The following is a 22,849-nucleotide window of genomic DNA, read 5'->3' as shown; positions in this document are numbered from 1 at the left end:
CGTCCTGTGGATCTCCCTCTAAATTAGTACCAGGGCAATGGGCTGCGAAGTAGGCGCGCGCATCTCTCGACCCGATCCGACAGACACAGCCTGATGCGAGTCATGGCAGCAATTACGCCCGGCAAGCCTGGGGTCGATTGGAGAGCGCGCTTACCATGCCTCCCCAAACGGACGCAGCTCGACATTAAAGGACCATGCACTGCGGTCCTGATGAACGATATGCCAAAGCTCCTCGGCAATTGCGGCGGGCTTTATGAAAAAGTCGTCAGGCTTCCCTCGAAAGCGTTCACGGGTCCAGGCCAGATCTATCACCGCATCGATGACCAGGTAGGAGACATGTACCCCCTTCGGACCGAGTTCGCGCGCCATCGCCTCGGCCAAAATCCGCTGCGCTGCCTTTGTGGGGGCAAAACCTGCAAAACTGGCTTTTCCGCGCAACGCGGACGTATTGCCGGTCGCTACGATGGCACCCCGACCTGCGTCGATCATATTCGGAGCAAAGCGCCTCGCGAGGTGGAGAAGCCCCATTGTGTTGACGCGAAAGTTGCGGTTGAGGATCTCCGGATCAATCTCTAGGAACGACCCGAAGGCTCCGCCTACGGCGTTGTGAATCAGGACGGAAGGGTGGCCGAGTTGTCGCTCAATGGCAGCCGCTGACTTTTCGATCTGCTCCGGATCTGACAGGTCGCATGGAAATGCTACCGCGGTGCCGAGCTCCTTCGCCAAGGCAGCCAGTCGTTCCTCATTTCTTGCGAGAAGTGCGACGTGATAGCCACCATTGACGAATCGTCTCGCCAACGCCGAACCCGTACCGGGCCCGACGCCGGAAATGACACAAATCCGCTTCTCCATGGTCGCTCCTACTGTCGAAACGTCGCGCATCGCATGCTGCGCCGGCCAAAGGCGAATGTCCTTAGAAGGCGCAGAAACAAGGGACGGGTTTCGCGGTCGCGCCAATCCGCCAACGCCGTAATGCCGTTCGGACCGGCGCAGCCGGTCGAGGTAGCGCTAAGCTTACAAAAGGAGAACACTGCCTGTCCTCGCAGTCCTGAAGCGTGGCAGCGCGCTCGGACTGCATGCGCCCTCAATTGACGTGCCGCTCGAAACCCTTCCAGTATTTCTCGCGCAACTGTCGTTTCAAGACCTTACCAGTCGAATTCCTCGGAAGAACATCGACAAACTCAACTGATTTGGGAATTTTATATCCAGCTATACGTTCACGAGTATAGGCGAGAATATCCGCGATACTGTCACTCGCCCCCGGCTTGAGGACCACGATTGCCTTAACTGCCTCTCCCCACCGTTCGTCAGGAACACCTATCACGGCCACATCGGCGATCGCTGGGTGTCCGAACATCGCGCTCTCGATCTCGGCGGGATAGATGTTCTCGCCCCCAGATACGATCATATCTTTGACCCGATCATGGATATACAAATAGCCTTCTCGGTCGAGATAACCGGCGTCTCCGGTGTGAAGCCAACCGTCACGAATCGTGCGCGCGGTATCGTCCTCGCGATTCCAGTACCCGCTCATGTTCCTGGCTGAGCGGCAGATAACCTCGCCGACCGTGCCTTCCGCGACCTCCTCACCAGAGGAGTCCACCACGCGCAGTTCGACGCCGAGCATGGCGCGACCGCACGATTTCATTCGGGGATGGTCAGGGTCGGCATGATCCTCCGGCGAAAGAGACGTGATGCCACCACTGGTCTCGGTAAGGCCGTAGGTCTGGACGAAGCCGGTACCCGCGAAGCGATCAAGCGCCCTCTGCAGAAGCTTTGACGGAATGGGAGAAGCCCCGTAAATAATTCGCCGCAGCGAACTCGTATCCGCCTTGGCTATGCCGGGCTCGTCCAGCAAGGCCATAATCATCGCTGGAACGAAAAACGCAATCGTAGCGCGCTCGCGCTCGATCAACCCGATCACCTGCGGCGATCGGAATTCGCGTACCACTACCATCCGCAAGCCACCGATCAGACTCAGCAATCCAAATCCGCAACCGGCGATGTGAAACAACGGCATTACCACCAAGCAGGCGTCGTCGGCCGTCCAGTTACCCCACTCGACCACAGCGCTCGACGCTGTGCTAAACAGATTCCGGTTCGCGAGCAGGACCCCCTTTGGATGACCGGTCGTGCCGCTGGTATAAAGCTGCATGCTCACGGCATCGGCGGAGTTCGACGGCCCGACATGTTCAACCGGAAAGCCCTGCCGCCATTCCTCGTAGTCATCGTTCAAAACGATGATGCTCACCACGCTACTGAGGCGGACCCGGATCTTGTCCAGCAGTTCAAGGAAGGATTCGCCGACAAACAGGACCTTTGCACAGGCATCACTCACGACATATTCGACTTCAGGGGCTGCAAGGCGCGCATTGACGGGGACGATAACCGCGTTCAATTTCGAGACGGCGACCCAGATTTCGAAGAAACGCTCCGAATTCTTGTCGATAATCGCAACTCGATCGGATGCTCCGACGCCAAGCGCAGCTAAACCGTTGGCCACTCGATTCGATCCTCGGTGAAGATCACCGTAGGTGATGTGCCGATCCTCGAAGGTAATCGCCACTTTGCCCGGGCTCAGCTCAGCGTGCTTGCGTACAGCCTCCGCGATTGAATGCGGTTGCCGATCGACGAAACTGTCGGCTGACATGGCCATGGTGTCTCCCTCCCCGTAGCGCGCAGCTTAGCTTCTATTCGCCTAGGTTGGGCCGCCCGCTATCGGCTCCGGTAGGTCGAAATGTGACAAGCAGTTATTCAAAGGAGAATTGGAACAGGTCGTATTTGGCAGGCTACGATTTCGCCCGCGCCCTCCGTTCCAGCTCAGCGCAATAGGTTCGACAATGACTGTCTATAGCGCCCCCGTCGGGGACATCCATTTCCTCCTGGACGATGTGCTAAAGATCGATCGGTACAATAACCTGCCGGGCTTCTCCGACCTATCGCGCGACGTTCGCAAGGCCATTCTTTCTGAGGCCGCGCGCCTTGCGGAGGATATTCTACATCCCCTTAACGCTCGGGGCGACCTCGGTTGCGTGCGGAATGAGGACGCCAGCGTCACAACGCCAAAAGGATTTCGAGAGGCTTATGCGGAAGTCGGACGAGGCGGCTGGATTGGCTTGACGGCACCGGCGGCCTACGGCGGACAAGGTCTTCCGACCGCGCTTTCCTGCGCGGTCAGCGAGATGTTCTCATCTGCGAACATGGCCCTCGAGGTTTTTTCCGCCCTGACGCGAGGGGCCGTCTCGGCGTTGTTGGCCAACGGCACCGAGCACCAGAAAAGCACCTATATCCCGAATATGCTCTCGGGACGTTGGGCCGCAACAATGAACCTCACCGAACCGCATTGCGGCACCGATCTGGGCATGATGCGCACGCGGGCAACCCGGCAGGCCGACGGCAGTTACAAGCTCTCAGGGACCAAGATTTTTATTTCGGGCGGAGAGCAGGATATCACCGAAAACATCATCCATCTTGTCCTGGCCCGCATCGAAGGAGCCCCACCGGGCATCAAAGGAATCTCGCTGTTCCTGGTTCCGAAGCGGCTCGTGCGCGAGGACGGCTCGTTGGGTGAAGCGAACGCCGTGAGTTGCGGTTCGATCGAGCACAAGATGGGAATCCGAGGCAATCCGGCCTGCGTTCTCAATTATGAAGGCGCAACAGGTTGGCTGGTCGGCCGTGAAAACAAGGGCATGGAAGCGATGTTCGTTATGATGAACGAGGCTCGTCTCGGCATCGGCTTTCAGGCGGTTTCGCAGGCCGAAATCGCCTATCAAAATGCTTCCAAGTACGCGAAAGAACGTCTGCAAGGCCGGGCCATTGCCGCCGCTGCGCAGCCGGACAAGCCTGCCGACCCGATCATTGTACATCCGGACGTCCGACGCACACTGCAGAACATACGCGCCTTCAATGAAGGCGCGCGCGCGCTTGTGTTGTTCACCGCCCTTCGCAATGACGTCGCCCACCGTACGGACGATCCGGACTTAAAGCAAGCCAACGACGACTATATGGCTCTGATCACACCCGTGATCAAAGGCGCGCTGAGCGACCGGGGGTTTGCCAATACGGTCGCCGCGCAACAACTCTTTGGTGGTCATGGCTATATCGTAGAAACCGGAGCGGAGCAGTTCGTTCGGGACGCCCGGATCACGATGCTGTACGAAGGCGCCAATGGTGTCCAGGCCCTCGACCTAGTCGCGCGTAAGCTGCCGCGGGATAACGGCCGTGCCATCTATACGTGGCTTGCTGAGCTCGAACGCTTCATTGGAGAGAATTCGAGGCGCAACGGCGCTTCCGACATCATCCCTGCCCTGCATGCGGGCGTTTCCGATTTGAGAACGGCTACGACGGCATTGATGCGCCTCGCAACGAAGAACCCTGACGACGCCCTCACCGGCTCCACCGACTATATGCACCTCGTCGGGTTGGTCGCGATGGGATACATGTGGGCGATCATGATGTTAGCTGCTCGGGACAAAATCGCCTCCGGCGAGCCATCGGACTATCTGCGCACGAAGCTATCAACCGGGGCATTCTACCTCGAGCGGGTCCTGCCAGAAACGTCACTCTTGTTGCGCCGCATCGAACTCGGCGGAACAAACGTCATCGACGTACCTGCGGAGGCCTTCTGACCGCCCACACGACGGTTCTGCGAGAGCCGCGAACGGATCCGAATGGAGACCAACTCACAACAACGATCTCGTACGGCAGAACGACTACGGTCTCCCGTACTCGCCCAGAGATCCGGCAAACGACAATGCGACAATGGAGGATTGAGATGAGTGAACAAAAGGTTCAGCCCGGCCAGATTCGAACCGAAGAGCATGGGCACGTGTTGAAGATTATCATCGACAATCCGACCAAGAAGAACGCATTCAGTCCGCAAATGATGTCGCAACTCTCGGACGCCGTGACGCAGCTGGATCGCGTCGAGAACTACTGGGCGGGGGTCATTTGCGCCGAGGGAAACGACTTCACAGCCGGCCTCGACATGCCGAAGTTCTTTGGCCCGAAAGCGGAGAAGCTGAAGGAGAAGCCCGACAACATTGACGCGTTCGCACTCAAAAGGCGCTGCCGCAAACCGATCGTTACCGCAGTGCAAGGCATCGTCTATACCATAGGAATCGAAATGATGATGGCTGGCGATATTGTCGTGGCAGCCTCCGACAGCCGCTTCTGCCAAATGGAAGCCAAGCGCGGCATCGCCCCGCTCGGCGGAGCGCATTTTCGTTACCTGACTCGGGCGGGTTGGGGTGATGCGATGTATCACCTTTTGCTTTGCGATGAATTTAACGCCGAGCGCGCGCACAAGATTGGATTCGTTCAGGAAGTCGTTGAACCAGGCAAACAGATCGAGCGTGCAATGGAGATTGCGCAGACGATAGCCAAGAACGCTCCGCTCGGCATTCAGGTGACCAAGGAAGCCGCCTTGAAATTCATCGAGACTGGCGAACGCGCGGCGATTGACTACATCCCGACAGTCAAGGACCGCGTCTTCAGTAGCCAAGATATGTTAGAGGGCATCCAATCATTCGTCGAGCGCCGCGCCGCGGTCTTCAAGGGCCGCTAGATCCCTTGCCATCGCCTCGCGCCGAAGGTCGCGCCGTCGCCATTCATCCTTGAATAATACCACGACAGCAATTGATTGGACGATGCCTAGGTGTGCGGATAGCTCTAACGCGCGCAGACTCCCTAACAACGCCATTCCCGCCCGACGGCTTGCCGGGCAAAGTGTCCCTAGACAAAGAGAATGCTCATGAAGACCCGCATCACCGAACTCTTCGAAATCGAACGCCCGATCATTCAGGGTGGCATGCATTACGTTGGTTTCGCTGAAATGGCTGCCGCCGTTGCTAATGCCGGCGGGCTTGGCTTGATTACTTCGCTCACCCAGCCTTCGCCGGACCACCTCGCGGCAGAGATTCGCAGGTGTCGAGAGATGACCGACAAACCGTTCGGTGTAAATCTCACCTTCTTGCCGGCCGTCAACCCGCCGGACTACCCCGGCTACGTGCGCGCAATCATTGAAGGTGGCATCAAGATCGTCGAAACGGCAGGCAATAATCCCCAGAAGTGGATGCCCACTCTCAAGGAGGCTGGCATCAAGGTCATCCACAAATGCACGTCCGTACGACATGCATTGAAGGCTGAGGCCATTGGTGTGGACGCCCTCAGCATCGACGGATTCGAGTGCGGCGGACATCCGGGCGAAGACGACGTTCCGAACTTCATCCTTCTACCGCGCGCAGCCGATGAACTGAAAATTCCGTTCGTCGCCTCCGGCGGGATGGCCGATGGCCGGAGTCTCGTCGCATCATTGGCCATGGGGGCGGACGGCATCAACATGGGTACGCGCTTTATCGCAACCAAAGAGGCTCCTGTGCATCCTCATGTGAAGGAGGCAATCCTTGCCGCCACGGAACTGGATACCCGGCTCATCATGCGCCCCCTTCGCAATACGGAACGGGTGCTCAAGAACGCTGGCGTTGAGCGGTTGCTGCAAAAAGAGCGTGAACTCGGCACCGAGATCACGTTTGCGGACATCGCGCCAGAAGTCGCCGGCGTCTATCCGAAGGTCATGAAAGAAGGCGAGATGGACGCGGGCGGCTGGAGCTGCGGCATGGTGGTTGGCCTGATTAGAGACGTCCCCACCGTGAAAGAGCTGCTGGACCGCATCATGAACGAAGCTCAGGCAATTATCTCCCAGCGTCTCGGGGCACTCCAGGCGATGGGCGCGCGGTCCTAAGCGGCGCGATGCGAAGCGACCTGACCGGCATCTCGAACTGGCACGGCCGGTATCTGGCCTGCGTTCTCAATCGGCGACGTAGGTGTCGAGATCGCGCCTAGCAATGCGCGTGAGACGTCCGTAAACCGCGAATTCATGATTGGTCGCGCGCACAACGGCTTTTCACGCTTCTGGCCGCTCGAACGGCCAGCCGATCTCTCGCATCCGGAATACGTCTAGCTAACGCGAAGCGCATCTCGCCTTCGGACTCATGCCCTGACAGCGCCAGCGCTAGTGCCGCCTGTCGCCCAGAACTTAGTATTCCTTCCGAAAGATCCGGGTCTTCGACGGTTCGGGCGAGCTGAAGCGAACCGACCATGATGCAGAGTATCTGCATCGCCTTTCGGCGCCCCTCGGCCGGAGTTTGCTCCGGCAACTGTCTTGCAATCAAGTCAAAAACGGCTCCCAATTCTCGGGTTAGCGCGCCCCGCGATTTGCGGGACAGACGAGAAATTTCCGAACCCAATGCGGCAAAAGCACAGCCCGTCTCTGGACGGTCCCGATGCGCGCGTCCCAAGTATTCCCGGAGCATGCCTTCCAACCCCCCTTGTTCTGCAGCGGCGTTCATCCGCTCCCGCTGTCCTGCAGACGCCTCCAGAACAGCGCTTCGGACCAAATCCTCTTTCGAATCGAAGTGACTGTAGAATCCGCCATGCGTCAGTCCGGCTGTCTTCATCACCTCGACGATACCCAAGCTCACTCCATCTTTGCGGAAACGTTTCGATGCAACGTTCAAGATGTGCTGCTTCGTCGTTGCTGCGTGTCCCCTTACATATCTCACTGGACCCTCCGTACACCGCATATTGACAATTTCATATGATGGTCAACATTTCAAGCGTGAGCTGCGACATACGCTCGCGATGGTTGCGCAGAATTTGTCTGACGTTTTCGCCAACATGAGGCCGATTGGATTAGCTTTCGCTTCTCCGCATAACGACACTCCTTGAAGCGACTGAGGCCCCTAAACGTTTGGCGCCGAGCCGCATGGCCTTTGGCCGGGTGGAGGGAATGCGTAATCGGGAGGTGGGCAGCAACAGCGCCGGACCTCCGGTCCGACGACGAAGTCATCGGAACGCCAGCGCTATGCAAGATCGATGCGAGGTTTTGGATATCCGCGATCATTGTCGATCATATGCTTGCGGAGATGACCTTCTTGAGGATTTCCTCTCCAGCGACTGTATTCCCATCGCCCCGCGTCACGCACGGTCACCGCAATCGGCCTCATCTAGTGTTGTAGTGATTCGGCTCATCCTCCTCGCTGTAGGCGACATCAGAGAACGCCAGTGCTCCAACCCACCGTGCGCCGCGGTGGCCGATGACAGCAAATCGCCCATTTAACCCCAATCCAAGCGGCAGTTGAACGTACGGTCGAGAAATATCAGTTCAACCAACTGGAACTTAGACTAGTCTTGGCGCGTCCGACCAACCACACCAACAATGGTCATCCGTCCTTCGTTCGTGAATAGCTTGATGTCGCCCGGCTCACCTCGGGATCTCACGGGCAACTCACATGAAAACGTGCGATCGGCTGGTCGAGCACTGCGCTGATATGGCGGCACACGTCCCAGCGATGCTGCAACGCCATGAGAGCGTTGGCATCGGCCAAGCTCTGACAATAACAAAGAGAGACTACGGTTCGCCTGGTATTATGCCCGCTGGCAGACGCTTGCACCAGCGTATCGCTGGGCACCGGCACTCGTCCTTAGTCATCTCGACGCCCCGGTGACACGCCAAATAACATTGCCGACATCATCGGCGACTAAAAGCGAGCGACGTGGACCGAGTGTGACGCCAACTGGTCGGCCATAGGAGGTCTTTTCGTCGGAAGAAAGAAAACCCGACAGAATGTCCCGCGGCGGACCAGATGGGTAGCCATTCTTGAACGGCACAAAAACAACCTTATAGCCGCTCAATGTACTCCGATTCCAGGAACCGTGTTGTCCGATCGCCATACCGTCTGGAAATCCGGGCAAGGTGCCTGCAGGCATCCAGCACAAGCCTAGCGATGCCGTGTGCCCGCCAAGGGCATAGTCCGGCGTGAGCGCGCGGGCAACCAGTGCCGGATCCTGCGGCACGCGATCGTCGACGATCTGTCCCCAATAACAATACGGCCAACCGTAGAATCCACCATCTCGCACCGAAGTCAGATAATCAGGCGGCGTCTCGTCGCCAAGGCCATCGCGTTCATTGACGACCGTCCAGAGCACGCTACTCTCTGGCTCCCATGCGAGACCAACCGGATTGCGTAAACCGCTGGCAAAGATGCGGTAAGCCCCATTTACAAGATCAAGTTCATAGATGGCGGCCCGCCCCTCTTCGACGGCCATTCCCATTTCGCCGATATTGGTAAGAGAAACAACACCGACATAGAGCTTGCGGCCATCGGGGCTCGGCAGCAGGCTTCGCGTCCAATGCCACCAGGCCTGAACGAAAGAAGCTTGTGTCCAGACCCAGCGATGCGGTCAGCGCCTGGAACGTATGGAAACGCTACGACGCCATCCGTGTTACCGACATAAAACGTTTCATCTACGAGTGCCATCCCGAACGGTTGGCTTAACCCTTCGATGAATGTCTCACGAGACTCCGCAACACCGTCACCATCGCTATCGCGCAACAGCGTGATACGATTAGCACTGACGCCAACCGCTGCGGCACGCCGCATCGTCGCCAGGGCCATCCGACCGGCGGCGCGCTCTGCGCGAAGGGCCGGGCCGCGCCCGAGATGGTGCACAGCCCGCGCCGCCTGACCAAACCGCTTCGCCGTACCGTGCCCAGGGACGCAGCCGATCCCGGCTGGTGCGAAATCTCCTGGGAAGAGGCGTTGGACGAGATTGCCGAGAAGCTCGGGGATATCCGCAAGACCCGCAACGCCTTCGTTACGAGAAGTATGCGCTCGCGCAAAGGGATGGCACGATTGCCGGCTTTGCCACCGCGACGCGGCGCGTCGAGATCTATTCGGAATTAATGCTTGATCACGGCTATGCGCCGTTGCCGGGCCACATCGAGCCCGCCGAGAGTCCGCTCGCTGACCACGCCGACGGCCGCTTTCCACTGGTGCTCACCACGGCCAAGAGCGGCTGGTTCGTCCACTCCTCGCATCGTCACGTCGCTTCGCTTCGCAAGAAAACGCCAGATCCGGCGATCGAGATCAGCCCGACGCTCGCAGCCGCGCGTGGCCTCAGGGATGGCGACTGGGCCATCGTCATGACCTCGACGAGCGAGGTCCGGCTGCGCGTGCGGTTGAACGAGGCCCTCGACGATCGCGTCGCCGTCGCCGAGTTCGGCTGGTGGGAGGATTGTCCGCCGCTCGGACGAGACGCGATGCCGCCTGCGGGACGATCGACGTCGAACATGAACGATGCCCTGAACGACGCGGCTCGCGATCCCGTGAGCGGCTCGGTACCGCTGCGCGCCACGAGTTGCAACATCCGCAAGGATGCGACCGCAAGCCGCGGCCACTGGACCGGCAAACGCGACTTCGCGGTCTCGGCCGTACATCGCGAGGCCGACGACGTCGTCGCCCTGGAGCTTTCGCCGCGCGACGGCGGCGCGCTTCCCACCTTTCTTCCCGGACAGCACGTCATGCTGAGCCTGCCGGGCCTCGATGTTGCCCGCGCCTATTCGCTGACCGGCCAGGACGGCCGCGATGGTCTGTCGATCGCGGTCAGGAAACGGCGGACCGACGCTTCAGGACTAGCCGACGAAACGGTTCATCTTTCCGATCACGTTCATCGTCTGGCAGTTGGCGATCACGTTCGGATCGAGGCACCAAGGGGCATCTTCACACCGCCGCTGCAGGGAAGCCGGCCGCTGATTTTCCTTGCCGCCGGAATCGGTATCACGCCGTTTATCGGTCATCTCGAAGCGCTGGCGAGGCTGGAGCCTGCCGAACGCGTCGCTCGGGTACTGCTGCTCCATGGTTGCCGCAACGGCGGCGAACATCCATTTGCCGGCCGGTTGCGAGAGCTGGCGGACCTGCTGCCGGAGCTCGATCTCGTCACGGCGTACTCGGCGCCGCGCGCACAGGATCGTTGCCCCCGCGCCTACGACTACGCGGGACGGCTGGACCTCTCGGCGATCGATCCTTTGCTGCCGCAAAGGCCCCTCGCCTATCTCTGCGGTTCGCGGGACTTCACGGCATCGATGACGGCCCGCCTGATCGACCGGGGCGTTCCGCGCTACGATGTTTTCTCGGAAGCTTTCGCTTCGCCGCCGGTCGTGCCGCGCACATTGAAGTCGCAAACCGTCCACATCGTCGACAGGGACAGGAGCTTCACCTGGACGCCGCAGCTCGGGACCCTTCTCGACGCGGCTCAGGCAGCCGGTCTGTCCCTGCCCAGCGGTTGCCGTGTCGGCCAATGCGAGAGCTGCCTCATGCGCGTCGTCGACGGCCATGTCGCTCAGCTCGGCGGCGAGGAGAGCACGCCCGATCAGTGCCTGACCTGCCAATCCGTTCCGCTCTCGGAACTCACGCTCGCACTCTGATCCACAGCAATGAAACGAACGCAACACCAACGCGACTATGGGGCCGCAATGACCGACACGACGGATAAAACCATCTTCCTGGATGAGACGCCGACAAAGGCCAATGTGCTTGCGAGATTCTCCCAGCACATGGTCAGCTTCGCGGAGCGCTGGTTCCCCGATGCTTACGTGTTCGTTCTCGTCGCCGTGGTGGTCATCGCACTCGGCACCATCGTGCATGGCGGCTCGCCGCTCGCGGTCAGCCGCGCCTTCGGCGACGGTTTCTGGAATCTCATTCCGTTCACGATGCAGTTGGCGCTCGCTGCGGTCGCGGGCTACGTGGTTGCGATGTCGCCGCCCGTCGCTGCGCTGATGCGACGGCTTGCCAACGTACCTCCACCGCCCGCGGCGCCGTGGTCTTCGTCGGCGTGCTGAGTATTGCCGCGTCATTGCTGAACTGGAGCCTGAGCCTCATCTTTTCGGGCCTTCTGGTGCGCGAGATCGCACGGCGCAAGGACATCAAGCTCGACTATCGCGCAGCCGGCGCGGCAGGCTACCTCGGCCTTGGCTGCGGCTTCACGCTCGGCATCACCTCATCGGTCGCCCAGCTCCAGGCCAATGCGGCGAGCATTCCGGCCTCGCTATTGCCGATCACCGGCGTCATCAGCTTCTCCGAGACGATCCTGACATGGCAGAACCTCGTCACGATCGTCGTCGTGACTGCACTATCAGCGGCGATCTGCTATCTGACGGCGCCAAACGAGGCGCTGACCAGAACCGCAGAAGATCTCGGTGTGTCTCTCGACGACGACCGGATCGAGCCGAAGAAGCTGGCCCGGCCGGGCGACTTTCTCGAATTCAGCCCCGTTCTGACCATCCTGATCGTCGCACTGGCGTCGGGCTGGCTCTGGCAGACCTTTCAATCCGGCAATCCGCTGATCACCCTGTCGGGCCTGAATACCTACAACTTCGTGTTTCTGGTGCTCGGCATCCTCCTGCATTGGCGCCCCCGCAGCCTTCTCGTGGCCTTTTCCAAGGGAACACCGAGCATCTCCGGCCTGTTGTTGCAGTTTCCCTTCTATGCCGGCATTGCGCATATGCTGACCAAGGTTCCGAACAGCAGCGGCCTGACGCTGTCCGATACTGTCGCGCACTGGTTCGCAAACGTCTCGGTCAACTCAACCGTGTTCTCGTTCCTGATCGGGCTCTATTCCGCGGCGCTGGGTTTCTTCATACCGTCAGCCGGCGGAAAATGGTTCATTGAGGCGCCCTACATCATGAAGGCGGCCAACGAAGTCGGAGCTCATCTCGGCTGGACCACCATGGTCTACAACATCGCCGAGACGCTGCCGAATTTCATCAACCCGTTCTGGATGCTGCCTCTGCTGGGCGTGCTCGGATTGAAGTCAAAAGACCTGATCGGCTACACGTCCGTGCAGTTCTTCGTACACTTCCCGATTGTGATGATCCTGGCTGCAATCCTGATGACGACCTTCACCTACCATCCACCAATTCTGCCTTGATCTAACGCCGTCACGCATAAGCCGAGACTGGCGGACGGGATCCTCGTCATCATGAAGAACGGCGGCAACTTCCTCTGCAAGCGTCGGTTCGGCACCTCCTTGGCGATCGCGACGTGATCGGAGAGTTCGGGCTCCCGACGGAGCCCGCCGTTCGCCCTGTCTTCCTCGGCCTCCGCAGCAGTTGAGCATGCCGTCGGCTTCAGCGGTCCGAGCGCTGACCATCCGTCCGTTCGCGATGACCGGCCGGCGCTCGCGGGATCGGGCGGAGGCAGAACCCGTTCGGTGAACCACCGATCCTCGTAGTAGCGGACCTTCTTCGCCCTGATCGGCGCCGTCCCCGCCACCATGACGATCTGATGCCGCCGAACTGACGCGTTGCGGCCAGCAGGACTCCCCAATTCAAGCACCTGACTGCGGGAGGTTAGGCAGAGTACCTGCAGCGTCCATCGCGGCGCACCAGCCAAAGACAATGGCCGGGCCGATCATTGCGCCAGGTCCCGGGTAAGTGCCGCGGAAGATCGAGGATGCATCGGTCCCGACAGCGTACAGCCCAGCCAAGATCGTCCCGTCACCAGACAAGACCCGGCCGCAATAATCCGTGCGCAAGCCAGCGCTGCTGGCGAGATCAGAGGGCCACACGGCCACCGCATAGTACGGCCCCGGCCCGATCCGTCGCAGGCAGGGGTTCGGCTGGCTCTGGGGATCGCCATTGAATCGATTCAGTTCGCTGGAGCCTCGGCCGAAGTCTTCGTCCAGGCCGGTGTCCGCGAAGCCGTTGTATCGCGCGACTGTTCGCGCAAGCTGGTCGCCATCGACGCCGATCTTGCGCGCCAAGGCTTCGATCGTGTCGCCCTCCACCAGATAGTGGGCGCCCAAGAAGCCGTTTAAGTCCCTGGCCCCGGGGCGAACCAGCCCGAGGCCAAAATCCCTGACGAAGCTACGATCGCAGATCAGGAACGCCGGTGTCGCTGACGTCGCCAACATCGCCGCGACGAAGTCGTGATAGGAGTCGGCCTCATTGACAAAGCGGCGGCCAGATTTATTCACGGCCAGCAGCCCCGGCTTGGCGCGATCCAGCATGATATGCGGGTAGACCGAAACATGGCCGTCGGCTTGCGTCATAACCGAACTCGGCATCCACAAGGCCGGGCTTTCGAGGTCGCACGCAACAGCGGCGTTAAGGCTCTCGGCTGCCAGAATGCCGTCGCCGGTGTTGGATAATGGCGCAAGCGAGAGCCGGCGGGCGGCATCCGGAAACAGCCTGTTGCGAAGGTCCTGGCTCCAACCGACGCCTCCTGTCGCCAGCACCACACCCTTATTGGCACGGACGGCGATCTCTCCGCCTGGGGACGACAGGATGGCCCCAGTGATGTCCTCGCCCTCGCGAATGATCTCGCGAAGCGACGTCTCTCAAACCGCACCTCGACGCCGGCGCGGAGGACACTGTCAAACAGTCTGGCGACGAGCGCATTGCCCATGATCAGGCGCGTCCCGCGCTTGTGCGTGAGCCGATCCAGCGCATGCCGTGCGAGCAGGCCGGCAACGTGCATGAAGTTTGCCCAGCTGCGGAAGGGCGCCAGCAGGGGCGCAATGTCCGCCTTCCCGACCATCATGCCGCCGAGAACCATGAACTCCCGGCGTGGCGGCCTGACGCGGGCAAAGTCCTTGCCGAGCTTTCGGCCGTCGAACGGAATTGCGCCGAGCGCCCGACCGCCGATCGCAGCGCCCGGCAGGTTCTTGTAGTCGGGATGGACGGCCGGCGCGGCGAACTGCACGCTCGTCTTCTGCTCGAGATAGTCGAGAACGATCGGGCCGGCCGTCAGGAACGTCTCCAGGCGCTCGTCTGTCGTGTGCGCGCCTAGCATGGCCGCCAGATAGGCCTTGGCGGATTCAACCGTGTCAGGCGTGCCGGCACGCTGTCCCTGCCGGTTGCCGGGGATCCAGACGGTCCCGGCCGAGGTCGCGGTCGTGCCGCCGACCATGTCCGACTTCTCGCAGAGGATGACGTTGAGCCCTTCAAGGGTTGCGACCAGCGCCGCTGTCATGCCGCCCGCGCCTGCGCCAATGACCAGCAGGTCGGTCTCGATGTCCCAGGAATGATTGCCTTGCGGCATCCGGAGCACCCTTCCCTCAGGACTTCGCGCGCGCCCTTTCGACCACGGACTTGCCCGCCGCGAGCGCCCGGCGTGCCTTCGTTTCGGCATCCACGGTCTTCGCCAGCTGAACGGTCGGGACCTCGATGCTGATCGTGAGATGGTCCGGCATCGCCCGCGTCAATCCGACTAGGTCGATGCCGCCCTCGCCCGGAAACATCCGGTCCTCGCGCGCGGCGTGGATGAGCTGCTCGGTTGTCGCGGGACGCTCAGCCGGACCGTCGCAGAGCTGCCAATAGTGCAACTGATGACGCGGGATGGTGTGGAGGTCCGCAAGCGAACTCTGCGACCGATCGAAATGCAGCGCGTCGACGAGCACGCCGGCCGCGGGATGATCGACCTCGGCGACGATCCGCATGGCTGTCTTGAGGTCCGGGACGCTGGTCCAGGGCATGAATTCGAGATCCGACGTGAGCCCATATTTGGCGGCGTCATCGCAGAACTGCCCGAAGCGGTCCGAGAATCGCGCCAGATCCGGATCGTAGGCCGCGACGAGGATGTGCCTGGCGCCAAGCCGCGCGCCCGTCTCGAAGAACGGGGCGAACGACGCGAGATCAGTCTCCGGTCTGAACGCCACGACCTCGAGATCGGCGACGGTCACACCCGTCGACTGCAGTCGCGCCAGCGTCTCCCGCAATAGCGCCGCATCATCCATCAGGCGATAGGCAATCCCGCCCGGCATTGCCGGCAGTAGCCTTAGCCCGACTTTCTCGTAGCCGCAGCGCGCCGCCAGCTCGACCATCTCGGGTGGCGCCAGCTCGAGCACGGTCAGCGCGGCGAGCGAGAAGGTGGCCATCAGCCGAAATCCGCGATGCGGGCGTCGAGCGTAAACATGCTTTGATAAACCTCCGGCTCGCTTGCCCGGTTGAGGACATCAGGCGCATGCGTGCGCGCCTGCTGCAGGGCAGCTTGCAGTGAGGCGCCGTCGAGCGCCTCGATCAAGAGAAGACCAGAGAAGAACCCCTCCTCCTTGCGCATGCCCTTTTCAGTTGTCGACACCGATGTCCGCGCCTCGTCGGTTGCTCCGATTTGCACGGCGGCGATCCCGTCGCAGACACCCAGCGCGTCTGCCAATTGTTGCGGGTTTCCCGGCAGTTTTTCAATCCGCAGCGCCATGATCGTGGCCCCCTCACCGCGCCCTGCCCGCGCTACCATGACACCGCCGCCCCGCTTGAAGTTGCCGAGCCTTGGCATGATCCGTTGCGACCACGGCGTCGGCGCGTTAAGCCGCGCCAGATAGGCTTCACCGTCGAGCACTTCCGGTGCTTCCAGCTCGTACAGGATGAAAACGCGGTTGATGTCGTCCCTGACAGCGCGGAACACGCGCGATGCCAGGAAGCCCCTCGTCGTCACGCGCTCGGTGGTGTGCTCGCGCGTCAGCCAGTGCCGGTAATCGGTCCAATCCTGCGCCGCGACGTCACTCCAGATGGCGAGAAATCCCGATCCGCGCATGATGCCCCTCCGTATTAGGTCTTAAGCCCGTGCAGCGCCGGCGGGATCGTTGCAGGCAATTGTCCGAGCCGCTGGACGACCGCCAGCATAGCGGCGAGATAGCCGTAAGGACCGAGGCCGCAGATGACGGCGGTGCTCGCGCTCGATGTGATCGAATGCCGATGAAGCTCGTCGCGGGCGTGGATGTTCGAGATATGCAGCTCGATCTTCACGCCCTCGAAGATCTTGAGCGCATCGATCAGCGCAATCGAGGTGAAGGAATAGGCCGCCGGGTTGACGATGATCGCATCCGCGCTCCCATACGCGGACTGGATCAGTCCGACAAGCTCGCCCTCCATGTTGGATTGGTGGAAAGAGATCGACACGCCGAGCTGGTCGGCCAAGGCCTGGCAGCTCGCCTCGATCTCCTTCAGCGTCGTCCGGCCGTAGATGTGCGGCTCCCTGATGCCGAGGAAATTGAGGTTGGGTCCGTTGAGGATCATGATCTTTGCGGCCATTGCCCTGCTCCTTCAATTATGTCCGGTGCGACTAGCCGCCGAGCCATCTCGCCGGGATCGTGACCAGCCCCGGGAAGAGTACCATCGCGAACAGGACAATCAGCTGCGCGATCATGAAGGGCCAGACGCCCTTGATGATATCCTCCATGCTGATCCTGGAGACGCCGCAGACGACGTTGAGCACGATGCCGACCGGTGGCGTGATGAGGCCGATCGAATTGTTGATGATGAAGAGCACGCCGAAATAGACGGGGTCGATATGCGCCGCCTTGATGATCGGCATCAGGATCGGAGTCAGGATCAGGATGGTCGGCGTCATGTCGAGCGCCGTTCCCACGATCACCACCACGACCATAATGGCCAGCATAAGGATCGTGTTGTTACCCATGAAGGGCTTCAGGAGATCGACGACCTGGGCAGAGATCTCGGATACCGTGATCAGCCACGACGACACCAACGCCGCCGCGACGAGAAACATGACGACGCTCGTCGTCACCGCGGACGACACCATCACCGCGTAGACCTCTGACCATTTCAGCTCGCGGTAGATGCAGGTCGCGACAAACAGCGAGTAGACGGCGACGACGACACCCGCCTCGGTCGGCGTGAAGATGCCGAAGCGCAGGCCCACGATGATAATCCCGGGCAGCATCAACGCCCAGAAGCCGTCGATGATGGCGTGCAGGATTTCGCGAAGCGAGGCCCGCGGCGGCGGGGACAGGTTTTCCTTGCGCACGACCCAGTACCAGGCGCCGCAAAGACCCAAGCCAAGGAACAATCCGGGTACGATGCCGGCCAGAAACAGCTTGGAGATCGACACATTGGCCGCGACACCGAAGATCACGAAACCGATGCTGGGCGGAATAACCGGGCCGATGACGCCGCCGGCGGCTACGAGGCCTGCCGCGTAAGTCTTCTTGTGCCCGGCGGCCACCATCATCGGCACCAGCAGAGCGGCGAGCGCGGCGGCGTCGGCGGCAGCAGACCCTGACAGGGACGACAGGATGCAGGCTGCCATGATCGTGACGTAGCCAAGTCCACCGCGAAAATGTCCGACCGCAACGAGGGCGACATTGACGATGCGCTTGGCAAGCCCGCCCTTGTTCATGACCTCGCCCGCGAGCATGAAGAACGGAATGGCCATCAGCGGAAAACTGTCCGCGCCGTTGATGACGTTCTGCGCCACGATCTGGGAGTCGAACATGTCGATCGTGCTCATCAGGGCGACGCCGCAGATGAGAAGCGCGAAGGCGATCGGCATGCCCAGCGCCATTGCGCCAAGCAGGGAGAACGTGAAGACCGCGATTGTCATGTCACTGCTCCTCCGATTCCCTGATGGCGACCATATCTTCCTCGCTCGCCTGCCCGCTGATCACCCGGTACAGGTCGTAGAGAAGGATGATTGCCGTCGAGACGCCGAAGATCACGCCGACAGCGTAGAAGAGACCCATCGAAAGGCCGGTGGCCGGCGCGCGGTCGTCCAGATTGATGATGGTCTGCCGCCAGCTGCCGGACAGCAGCAGCCAGTCGGCGAACAGCATCAGACAATAATTGAGGACAAAGCAGATACGCTTGCCGGATGCCGGCAGCTTGCGGATCAGCGTGTCGACGCCGAGATGGGCGTGCTCGCGCATCGCGACAATCGCGCCGAGGAATGTCAGCCACACCAGCAGCCAGCGCGACAGCTCCTCCGAAATCGTGATTCCGGAGTTGAAACCGTAACGCAGGACCACGTTGCCGAAAACAAGGACCACCATGACCGCGAGACACGCGGCGATGACGGCCTTCAGGAAGGTGCAATAGAGATCGAGAGCTCGCGCCATGCGTGACGTCCGGGCAAATGAGGGGCGTGAGCCGGCCATGTGCCGGCTCCGCCGCCTGCGTGATGGAGAGATCGACTACTTCACGTCCTTGCGGATGCGCTCGACTTCGTCGTTGAACAGCTTCACCGTCTCGGGACGAAAACCGGCTGAGATCTTGTCCGCGACCGGCTGCGACGTCTTGCGCATGCGCTCAGTCTCTTCGGGCGCGATTGTGTTGTACTGCATGCCCTTGGCCTGCAATTCCGTGAGCGCCTTTTCGGTCTGAAGACGGGTCTGCTCTTTCTGATAGCCGCGGCTTTCTTCATAGGCCTCGCGCATCAGCCGCTGCTCGGTCGGTGACAGCTTGTCCCAGAACGCCTTGCTCACCAGGATGATGTTCAGGGTGAAGGTGTGGTTGGTGGCGGAGACGTATTTCTGCACCTCGTAGAACTTGTTCGAGAGAATGACCGTGTAGGGATTCTCCTCGCCGTCGACGGTGCGGGTTTCCAGCGCCGAATACAGCTCGCCGAAAGCCATCGGGACCGGATTGGCCTTAAAGGCGCCGAAGGTTTCGAGATAGACCGGGTTCGGAATCACGCGAAGCTTGAGCCCGCTGAAATCCTCGAGCTTCGTGATCGGACGGGTGCTGTTGGTGACGTTGCGGAAGCCGAGGCCCCAATAGCCGAGACCGATCAGCCCTTTCGACGGCAATGTATCGAGCATCGCCGTGCCGAATTTGCCGGTCGCCAGCGCGTCGGCCTGCTCGACCGTGTTGAAGAGGAATGGGAAATCGACGAGGCCGAACTCCGGAATGACGGTTGCGAGCGACGTCGTCGAGGCCGACAGCATCTCCTGGGTGCCACCGCGCAGCGCCGATTGTTGCTGCAATTCGTTGCCGAGCTGCGAGGCCGCGAATTCACGGACCTTCATCTTGCCCCCGCTCTTCGCCAGCAGGATCTCGGCAAACTTCTGCACGCCAAAGCTGACGGGGTGATCGGTGTTGTTCAGGTGCCCCCACCTGATCGTCCGCTCCTGAATGTCGTCAGCGGCGGATGCACTGACCGTCAGCGCCACGCAGATCGCCGTCGCAGACAGCGCCCGTACCCACAAGCTCATCGTTTCCTCCCTGTTCCTAGGGGACCGGACGGCGGCTTAAGCGCGCTCATTTCCCGAACCCTCAGGTTATTTACACATCATACATATATTTCGAAGTCAAACGACATTAAACGTTTTATATGATATTATTGTAGACGTCTGATGTGCGAAGCCTGCTATAGTTCTGGCAATATTGATGGTTCGGACGCCCGGACGGCAGCCGGCGGTCAGAAAAGCGGGATCAGAGGAAATGACGGCACTCGAGGAACGACCGATGTCGGCGGGCGATAGCGGCTATCAGCGCATCCGCGCCGACATCATTTTCGGCGTGCTGACGCCTTCCGGGCGTCTCAAGCTCGATGCGATGAAGGAGGATTACGGAGTCAGCATCTCGACGTTGCGCGAGATCCTCAATCGGCTGACGTCAGAGGGCTTTGTCGTTGCCGAAGGCCAGCGCGGCTTCGAGGTGGCACCGGTCTCGATCCAGAACCTTCGTGAGCTCGCCGAGCTGCGCATCTTGCTCGAGCATCACGCAATGGCCGAGTCGTTCCGCGCCGGCGACGTCGAATGGGAGGGCCGCGTCGTCTCGGCGCACCACAAGCTGGCAGCGACCGAACGCACCGTCCAGAAGGAAGGCGACGATCCCGAGCTACGCAAGCGCTACGACGGCGAATTCCACCAGGCGCTGATTTCGGCTTGCGGGTCGCGCGAGTTGATGCACACCCACGCGATCGTGTTCGACAAATACTTCCGCTACGCGCTGCGCTATCGCGGTAACGAGACAATCAACCAGCATAAGGCATTGCTGGAATGCGCCCTGAAGCGGGACATCAAGAACGCCCGGGCCGTGCTCACTGACCACATCAACGGCTGCGTCGCGCATGCGCTGTCGTCCTGGAAGGATGCCTGATCGCCCTCGCCTGTAACAGAAGCAAATCGTCGACGCAGAAGAACGATCAATGCACGCCAAGATTCCCTTCTCCACGGCCAGGCTGGACGGCCTGCTCGATGCGTCAGGCATCGACATCCTGGTCGTCACCTCCAAGCACAACATCCAGTATCTTCTCGGCGGCTACTATCACTTCCAGTTCGACTACATGGAAGCGATCGGCATCAGCCGCTATCTCCCCGTCTTCGTGTACGTGAAGGGAGATCTTGACAAGTCGGCCTATATCGCCAACCGCAACGAGCGGGACAGCGTGCAGAATAGAGCCGACGCCGGCTATTGGATGCCGCCGGTAGTGTTCGGATCGTCAACCTCGGTCGAGGCGATGACGCTTGCGCTCAAGCACATCAAATCGATCGCAACGACCTCGCTTCGGATCGGTGCGGAGCTGTCGTTCCTGCCAGCCGACGCCGCCGATTTGCTGCGCAGGGACTTGCCCCATTGTCGGCTCATCGAAGCGATGCGGCCGCTGGAACAACTGCGCTCGATCAAGACCGCAGCGGAGCTGGAGATCCTCCGCGAGGCATCGGAACGCGTGGTTGCGTCGATGATGGATGCAGCCAGCCGCACCTGCCTCGGCCAGACCAAGCGCGAGATCATCGCGCATCTGCGCCACGCCGAACTCTCGCGCGACATGATCTTCGAGTATGCGCTGATGACAATGGGGACGAGCCTCAACCGGGCACCGTCAGAGCAACCGCTTGAGCGCGGCGATATCATCTCGCTGGACTCGGGCGGAAACTACAAGGGCTATATCGGCGATCTCTGCCGGATGGCCGTGCACGGGACACCGGACGGCGAGCTTGTCGATCTGCTCGACGAGATCGATGTGATCCAGCAGGCGGCCCGCACGCCGATCCGCGCGGGTCTCATCGGCCATGAAATCTATGCCGCCGCGAATGAAGCGCTGTCACGGTCTCCTCACGGCAAGCGGATGAATTTCGTCGCGCACGGCATGGGCATCGTCAGCCATGAAGCGCCACGCCTGACGGCGGGCGGTCCGATCCCCTATCCCGCCGACGATGCCAACGCGCCGCTCGAAGCAGGCATGGTCATCTCGATTGAAACAACGCTGCCGCATCCACGACGGGGTTTTATCAAGCTCGAGGACACCATTGCGGTGACCGCGAACGGATATCAGGCCTTTGGTGATGGCGCCCGTGGCTGGAACTGGATTCCGGCATGACCGTGAATTCGATTCCCTCGAACAAGGTTGAGACCGCCGTCGCCAGCACCGATATTCTCGGCGAGACGCCCTTGTGGTGCGACCGGACCCGCAAGCTGTGGTGGGTCGACATTGATGGCCGGCTGCATCAATCCTTCGACCCGGCGACGGGCGCCCATGAGGTTACGTCCTACGACTGCCAATTCCTCGGCGGTCAGGGGCTGACGGCAGATGGCTCGCACCTCCTTGCGATGGATCTTAGCCTGTTTCGCCGCGACGCCACGGGTGGCCTGACAGGCCGCATCTGCGAGGTCGAAACGGGGCTGAACAACCGGCTCAACGACGGACGCGTCGACGCACGCGGCCGCCTGTGGATCGGCACGATGGACATCCAGCTGCATCGTCCGAACGGCGCGCTGTATCGCGTGACCGGCGACGGTCAGGTGGCGCGGCTCTTCGACGACGTCATCGTCACGAACGGCATCGCGTTCTCGCCGGACAACCGTACGCTCTATTTCACGGACACCCGGCGGTACCGTACTTGGGCGTTCGACTTCGATCTCGACGACGGCGCGATCGACAACAGGCGCTTGTTCGCGGACTATTCGGCTTCCGGGGAGCGGCCCGACGGCGCCTGTGTCGACGCCGATGGTGGACTCTGGACGGCGTTCTTTTCTGGAGCCCGCGTGGTGCGCTACCGGCCGGACGGCCGGATCGATACGATCATCCCGCTGCCCGTGACCAATCCGACCTGCGTCTGTTTCGGCGGCAGCGACTACAAGACGATGTTCGTCACCAGCGCGCAAAAGTTTCTCAACGCAGAGCAGTTGAGCAGCGAACCCGAAGCCGGCCATTTGCTTGCGATTGAGGGGATCGCTCAAGGGTTTCCGGAGAACCGTTGGGACGCAGGCGATTGACTGAGAACGCCTGCGTCACATCGCAACAATCAGGTTTCGGTGCCGGCAACGCTT

The 22,849-nt window shown here is 61.0% G+C and carries 17 protein-coding genes and 3 pseudogenes; 8 read left to right on the top strand and 12 right to left on the bottom strand.

All coding sequences use genetic code 11. From position 1 onward, the window contains the following. Nucleotides 1–150: 150 nt before the first annotated feature. Complete coding sequence (locus ACVWY3_RS05390; RefSeq protein ID WP_456837527.1) at nucleotides 151–852, bottom strand: SDR family NAD(P)-dependent oxidoreductase; 702 nt, start codon at nucleotides 850–852, stop codon at nucleotides 151–153. A gap of 232 nt (nucleotides 853–1,084) precedes the next feature. Beyond that, nucleotides 1,085–2,656: a fatty acid--CoA ligase gene (locus tag ACVWY3_RS05385; protein WP_456837526.1), complete on the bottom strand. Its 1,572-nt coding sequence runs from the start codon at nucleotides 2,654–2,656 to the stop codon at nucleotides 1,085–1,087. A gap of 184 nt (nucleotides 2,657–2,840) precedes the next feature. Here ACVWY3_RS05385 and ACVWY3_RS05380 point away from each other — a divergent pair, with 184 nt between their 5' ends. From ACVWY3_RS05380 to ACVWY3_RS05370, 3 genes are all read left to right on the top strand, one after another. Then, on the top strand, nucleotides 2,841–4,628 hold the full coding sequence (locus tag ACVWY3_RS05380) for an acyl-CoA dehydrogenase C-terminal domain-containing protein (protein WP_456837525.1): 1,788 nt from the start codon (nucleotides 2,841–2,843) through the stop codon (nucleotides 4,626–4,628). Between the two features lie 146 nt (nucleotides 4,629–4,774). Then, nucleotides 4,775–5,566, top strand: coding sequence for a crotonase/enoyl-CoA hydratase family protein (locus tag ACVWY3_RS05375; protein ID WP_456837524.1), 792 nt, complete (start codon nucleotides 4,775–4,777; stop codon nucleotides 5,564–5,566). A 186-nt stretch (nucleotides 5,567–5,752) separates the two neighbouring features. Continuing rightward, on the top strand, nucleotides 5,753–6,742 hold the full coding sequence (locus ACVWY3_RS05370; RefSeq protein WP_456837523.1) for an NAD(P)H-dependent flavin oxidoreductase: 990 nt from the start codon (nucleotides 5,753–5,755) through the stop codon (nucleotides 6,740–6,742). Between the two features lie 133 nt (nucleotides 6,743–6,875). Here ACVWY3_RS05370 and ACVWY3_RS05365 read toward each other — a convergent pair whose 3' ends face one another. Further along, the gene (locus ACVWY3_RS05365) at nucleotides 6,876–7,517 is read right to left on the bottom strand and encodes a TetR/AcrR family transcriptional regulator (protein ID WP_456837522.1); all 642 of its coding nucleotides are present in this window, start codon (nucleotides 7,515–7,517) and stop codon (nucleotides 6,876–6,878) included. 970 nt (nucleotides 7,518–8,487) lie between these two features. After that, nucleotides 8,488–9,449 (bottom strand): annotated as a pseudogene (locus ACVWY3_RS05360) (PQQ-dependent sugar dehydrogenase); the annotation flags it as partial. 296 nt (nucleotides 9,450–9,745) lie between these two features. Here ACVWY3_RS05360 and ACVWY3_RS05355 point away from each other — a divergent pair. After that, nucleotides 9,746–11,266, top strand: a complete 1,521-nt coding sequence (locus ACVWY3_RS05355; protein ID WP_456837521.1) for a molybdopterin dinucleotide binding domain-containing protein — start codon at nucleotides 9,746–9,748, stop codon at nucleotides 11,264–11,266. Between the two features lie 9 nt (nucleotides 11,267–11,275). Further along, nucleotides 11,276–12,768: pseudogene (locus ACVWY3_RS05350) on the top strand (short-chain fatty acid transporter). 399 nt (nucleotides 12,769–13,167) lie between these two features. On the opposite strand, the gene ACVWY3_RS05345 reads toward ACVWY3_RS05350, so the two are convergent. The 8 genes and pseudogenes from ACVWY3_RS05345 to ACVWY3_RS05310 form a co-directional block, all read right to left on the bottom strand. Continuing rightward, a complete protein-coding gene (locus ACVWY3_RS05345) occupies nucleotides 13,168–14,124 on the bottom strand; it encodes an FAD-binding protein (protein WP_456843295.1) in 957 nt (318 codons plus the stop codon). A gap of 113 nt (nucleotides 14,125–14,237) precedes the next feature. Further along, nucleotides 14,238–14,813: pseudogene (locus tag ACVWY3_RS05340) on the bottom strand (FAD-binding protein); the annotation flags it as partial. Between the two features lie 85 nt (nucleotides 14,814–14,898). Next, the gene (locus ACVWY3_RS05335; protein WP_456837520.1) at nucleotides 14,899–15,717 is read right to left on the bottom strand and encodes a sugar phosphate isomerase/epimerase family protein; all 819 of its coding nucleotides are present in this window, start codon (nucleotides 15,715–15,717) and stop codon (nucleotides 14,899–14,901) included. Beyond that, nucleotides 15,717–16,373: a hypothetical protein gene (locus ACVWY3_RS05330; protein WP_456837519.1), complete on the bottom strand. Its 657-nt coding sequence runs from the start codon at nucleotides 16,371–16,373 to the stop codon at nucleotides 15,717–15,719. The genes ACVWY3_RS05335 and ACVWY3_RS05330 overlap by 1 nt, the downstream gene beginning before the upstream one ends. Before the next feature lie 14 nt (nucleotides 16,374–16,387). Continuing rightward, complete coding sequence (locus ACVWY3_RS05325) at nucleotides 16,388–16,870, bottom strand: type II 3-dehydroquinate dehydratase (RefSeq protein ID WP_456837518.1); 483 nt, start codon at nucleotides 16,868–16,870, stop codon at nucleotides 16,388–16,390. A gap of 31 nt (nucleotides 16,871–16,901) precedes the next feature. Beyond that, nucleotides 16,902–18,182: a TRAP transporter large permease gene (locus ACVWY3_RS05320; protein WP_456837517.1), complete on the bottom strand. Its 1,281-nt coding sequence runs from the start codon at nucleotides 18,180–18,182 to the stop codon at nucleotides 16,902–16,904. Nucleotide 18,183: 1 nt separating this feature from the next. Then, nucleotides 18,184–18,693: a TRAP transporter small permease gene (locus ACVWY3_RS05315; protein ID WP_456837516.1), complete on the bottom strand. Its 510-nt coding sequence runs from the start codon at nucleotides 18,691–18,693 to the stop codon at nucleotides 18,184–18,186. Between the two features lie 75 nt (nucleotides 18,694–18,768). After that, nucleotides 18,769–19,788 carry a TRAP transporter substrate-binding protein gene (locus tag ACVWY3_RS05310; RefSeq protein ID WP_456837515.1) on the bottom strand — a complete coding sequence of 340 codons (1,020 nt, stop codon included), beginning with the start codon at nucleotides 19,786–19,788 and terminating at the stop codon, nucleotides 18,769–18,771. Between the two features lie 229 nt (nucleotides 19,789–20,017). Between ACVWY3_RS05310 and ACVWY3_RS05305 the strand changes: the two genes are divergently transcribed. The 3 genes from ACVWY3_RS05305 to ACVWY3_RS05295 are packed head-to-tail and all read left to right on the top strand — an operon-like array spanning nucleotide 20,018 to nucleotide 22,795. Further along, complete coding sequence (locus ACVWY3_RS05305; protein WP_456837514.1) at nucleotides 20,018–20,677, top strand: GntR family transcriptional regulator; 660 nt, start codon at nucleotides 20,018–20,020, stop codon at nucleotides 20,675–20,677. Between the two features lie 49 nt (nucleotides 20,678–20,726). Beyond that, the gene (locus ACVWY3_RS05300) at nucleotides 20,727–21,899 is read left to right on the top strand and encodes a M24 family metallopeptidase (RefSeq protein WP_456837513.1); all 1,173 of its coding nucleotides are present in this window, start codon (nucleotides 20,727–20,729) and stop codon (nucleotides 21,897–21,899) included. Further along, nucleotides 21,896–22,795 (top strand): SMP-30/gluconolactonase/LRE family protein, encoded by a 900-nt coding sequence (locus ACVWY3_RS05295; RefSeq protein ID WP_456837512.1) that lies wholly within the window; start codon nucleotides 21,896–21,898, stop codon nucleotides 22,793–22,795. The genes ACVWY3_RS05300 and ACVWY3_RS05295 overlap by 4 nt, the downstream gene beginning before the upstream one ends. Nucleotides 22,796–22,849: the final 54 nt, after the last annotated feature.

This window comes from Bradyrhizobium sp. USDA 4486, assembly GCF_054057995.1.
Note: the sequence above shows the minus strand (reverse complement) of the source record. Positions and strands in the feature narration are given on the sequence as shown.

Excerpts from the sequence above, each read along its gene's own strand:
- ACVWY3_RS05390 (WP_456837527.1), bottom strand. The coding sequence starts at position 852 with ATGGAGAAGCGGATTTGTGTCATTTCCGGCGTCGGGCCCGGTACGGGT.
- ACVWY3_RS05385 (WP_456837526.1), bottom strand. The coding sequence starts at position 2,656 with ATGGCCATGTCAGCCGACAGTTTCGTCGATCGGCAACCGCATTCAATC.
- ACVWY3_RS05380 (WP_456837525.1), top strand. The coding sequence starts at position 2,841 with ATGACTGTCTATAGCGCCCCCGTCGGGGACATCCATTTCCTCCTGGAC.
- ACVWY3_RS05375 (WP_456837524.1), top strand. The coding sequence starts at position 4,775 with ATGAGTGAACAAAAGGTTCAGCCCGGCCAGATTCGAACCGAAGAGCAT.
- ACVWY3_RS05370 (WP_456837523.1), top strand. The coding sequence starts at position 5,753 with ATGAAGACCCGCATCACCGAACTCTTCGAAATCGAACGCCCGATCATT.
- ACVWY3_RS05355 (WP_456837521.1), top strand. The coding sequence starts at position 9,746 with ATGCTTGATCACGGCTATGCGCCGTTGCCGGGCCACATCGAGCCCGCC.
- ACVWY3_RS05335 (WP_456837520.1), bottom strand. The coding sequence starts at position 15,717 with ATGGCCACCTTCTCGCTCGCCGCGCTGACCGTGCTCGAGCTGGCGCCA.
- ACVWY3_RS05330 (WP_456837519.1), bottom strand. The coding sequence starts at position 16,373 with ATGCGCGGATCGGGATTTCTCGCCATCTGGAGTGACGTCGCGGCGCAG.
- ACVWY3_RS05325 (WP_456837518.1), bottom strand. The coding sequence starts at position 16,870 with ATGGCCGCAAAGATCATGATCCTCAACGGACCCAACCTCAATTTCCTC.
- ACVWY3_RS05320 (WP_456837517.1), bottom strand. The coding sequence starts at position 18,182 with ATGACAATCGCGGTCTTCACGTTCTCCCTGCTTGGCGCAATGGCGCTG.
- ACVWY3_RS05315 (WP_456837516.1), bottom strand. The coding sequence starts at position 18,693 with ATGGCGCGAGCTCTCGATCTCTATTGCACCTTCCTGAAGGCCGTCATC.
- ACVWY3_RS05310 (WP_456837515.1), bottom strand. The coding sequence starts at position 19,788 with ATGAGCTTGTGGGTACGGGCGCTGTCTGCGACGGCGATCTGCGTGGCG.
- ACVWY3_RS05305 (WP_456837514.1), top strand. The coding sequence starts at position 20,018 with ATGACGGCACTCGAGGAACGACCGATGTCGGCGGGCGATAGCGGCTAT.
- ACVWY3_RS05300 (WP_456837513.1), top strand. The coding sequence starts at position 20,727 with ATGCACGCCAAGATTCCCTTCTCCACGGCCAGGCTGGACGGCCTGCTC.
- ACVWY3_RS05295 (WP_456837512.1), top strand. The coding sequence starts at position 21,896 with ATGACCGTGAATTCGATTCCCTCGAACAAGGTTGAGACCGCCGTCGCC.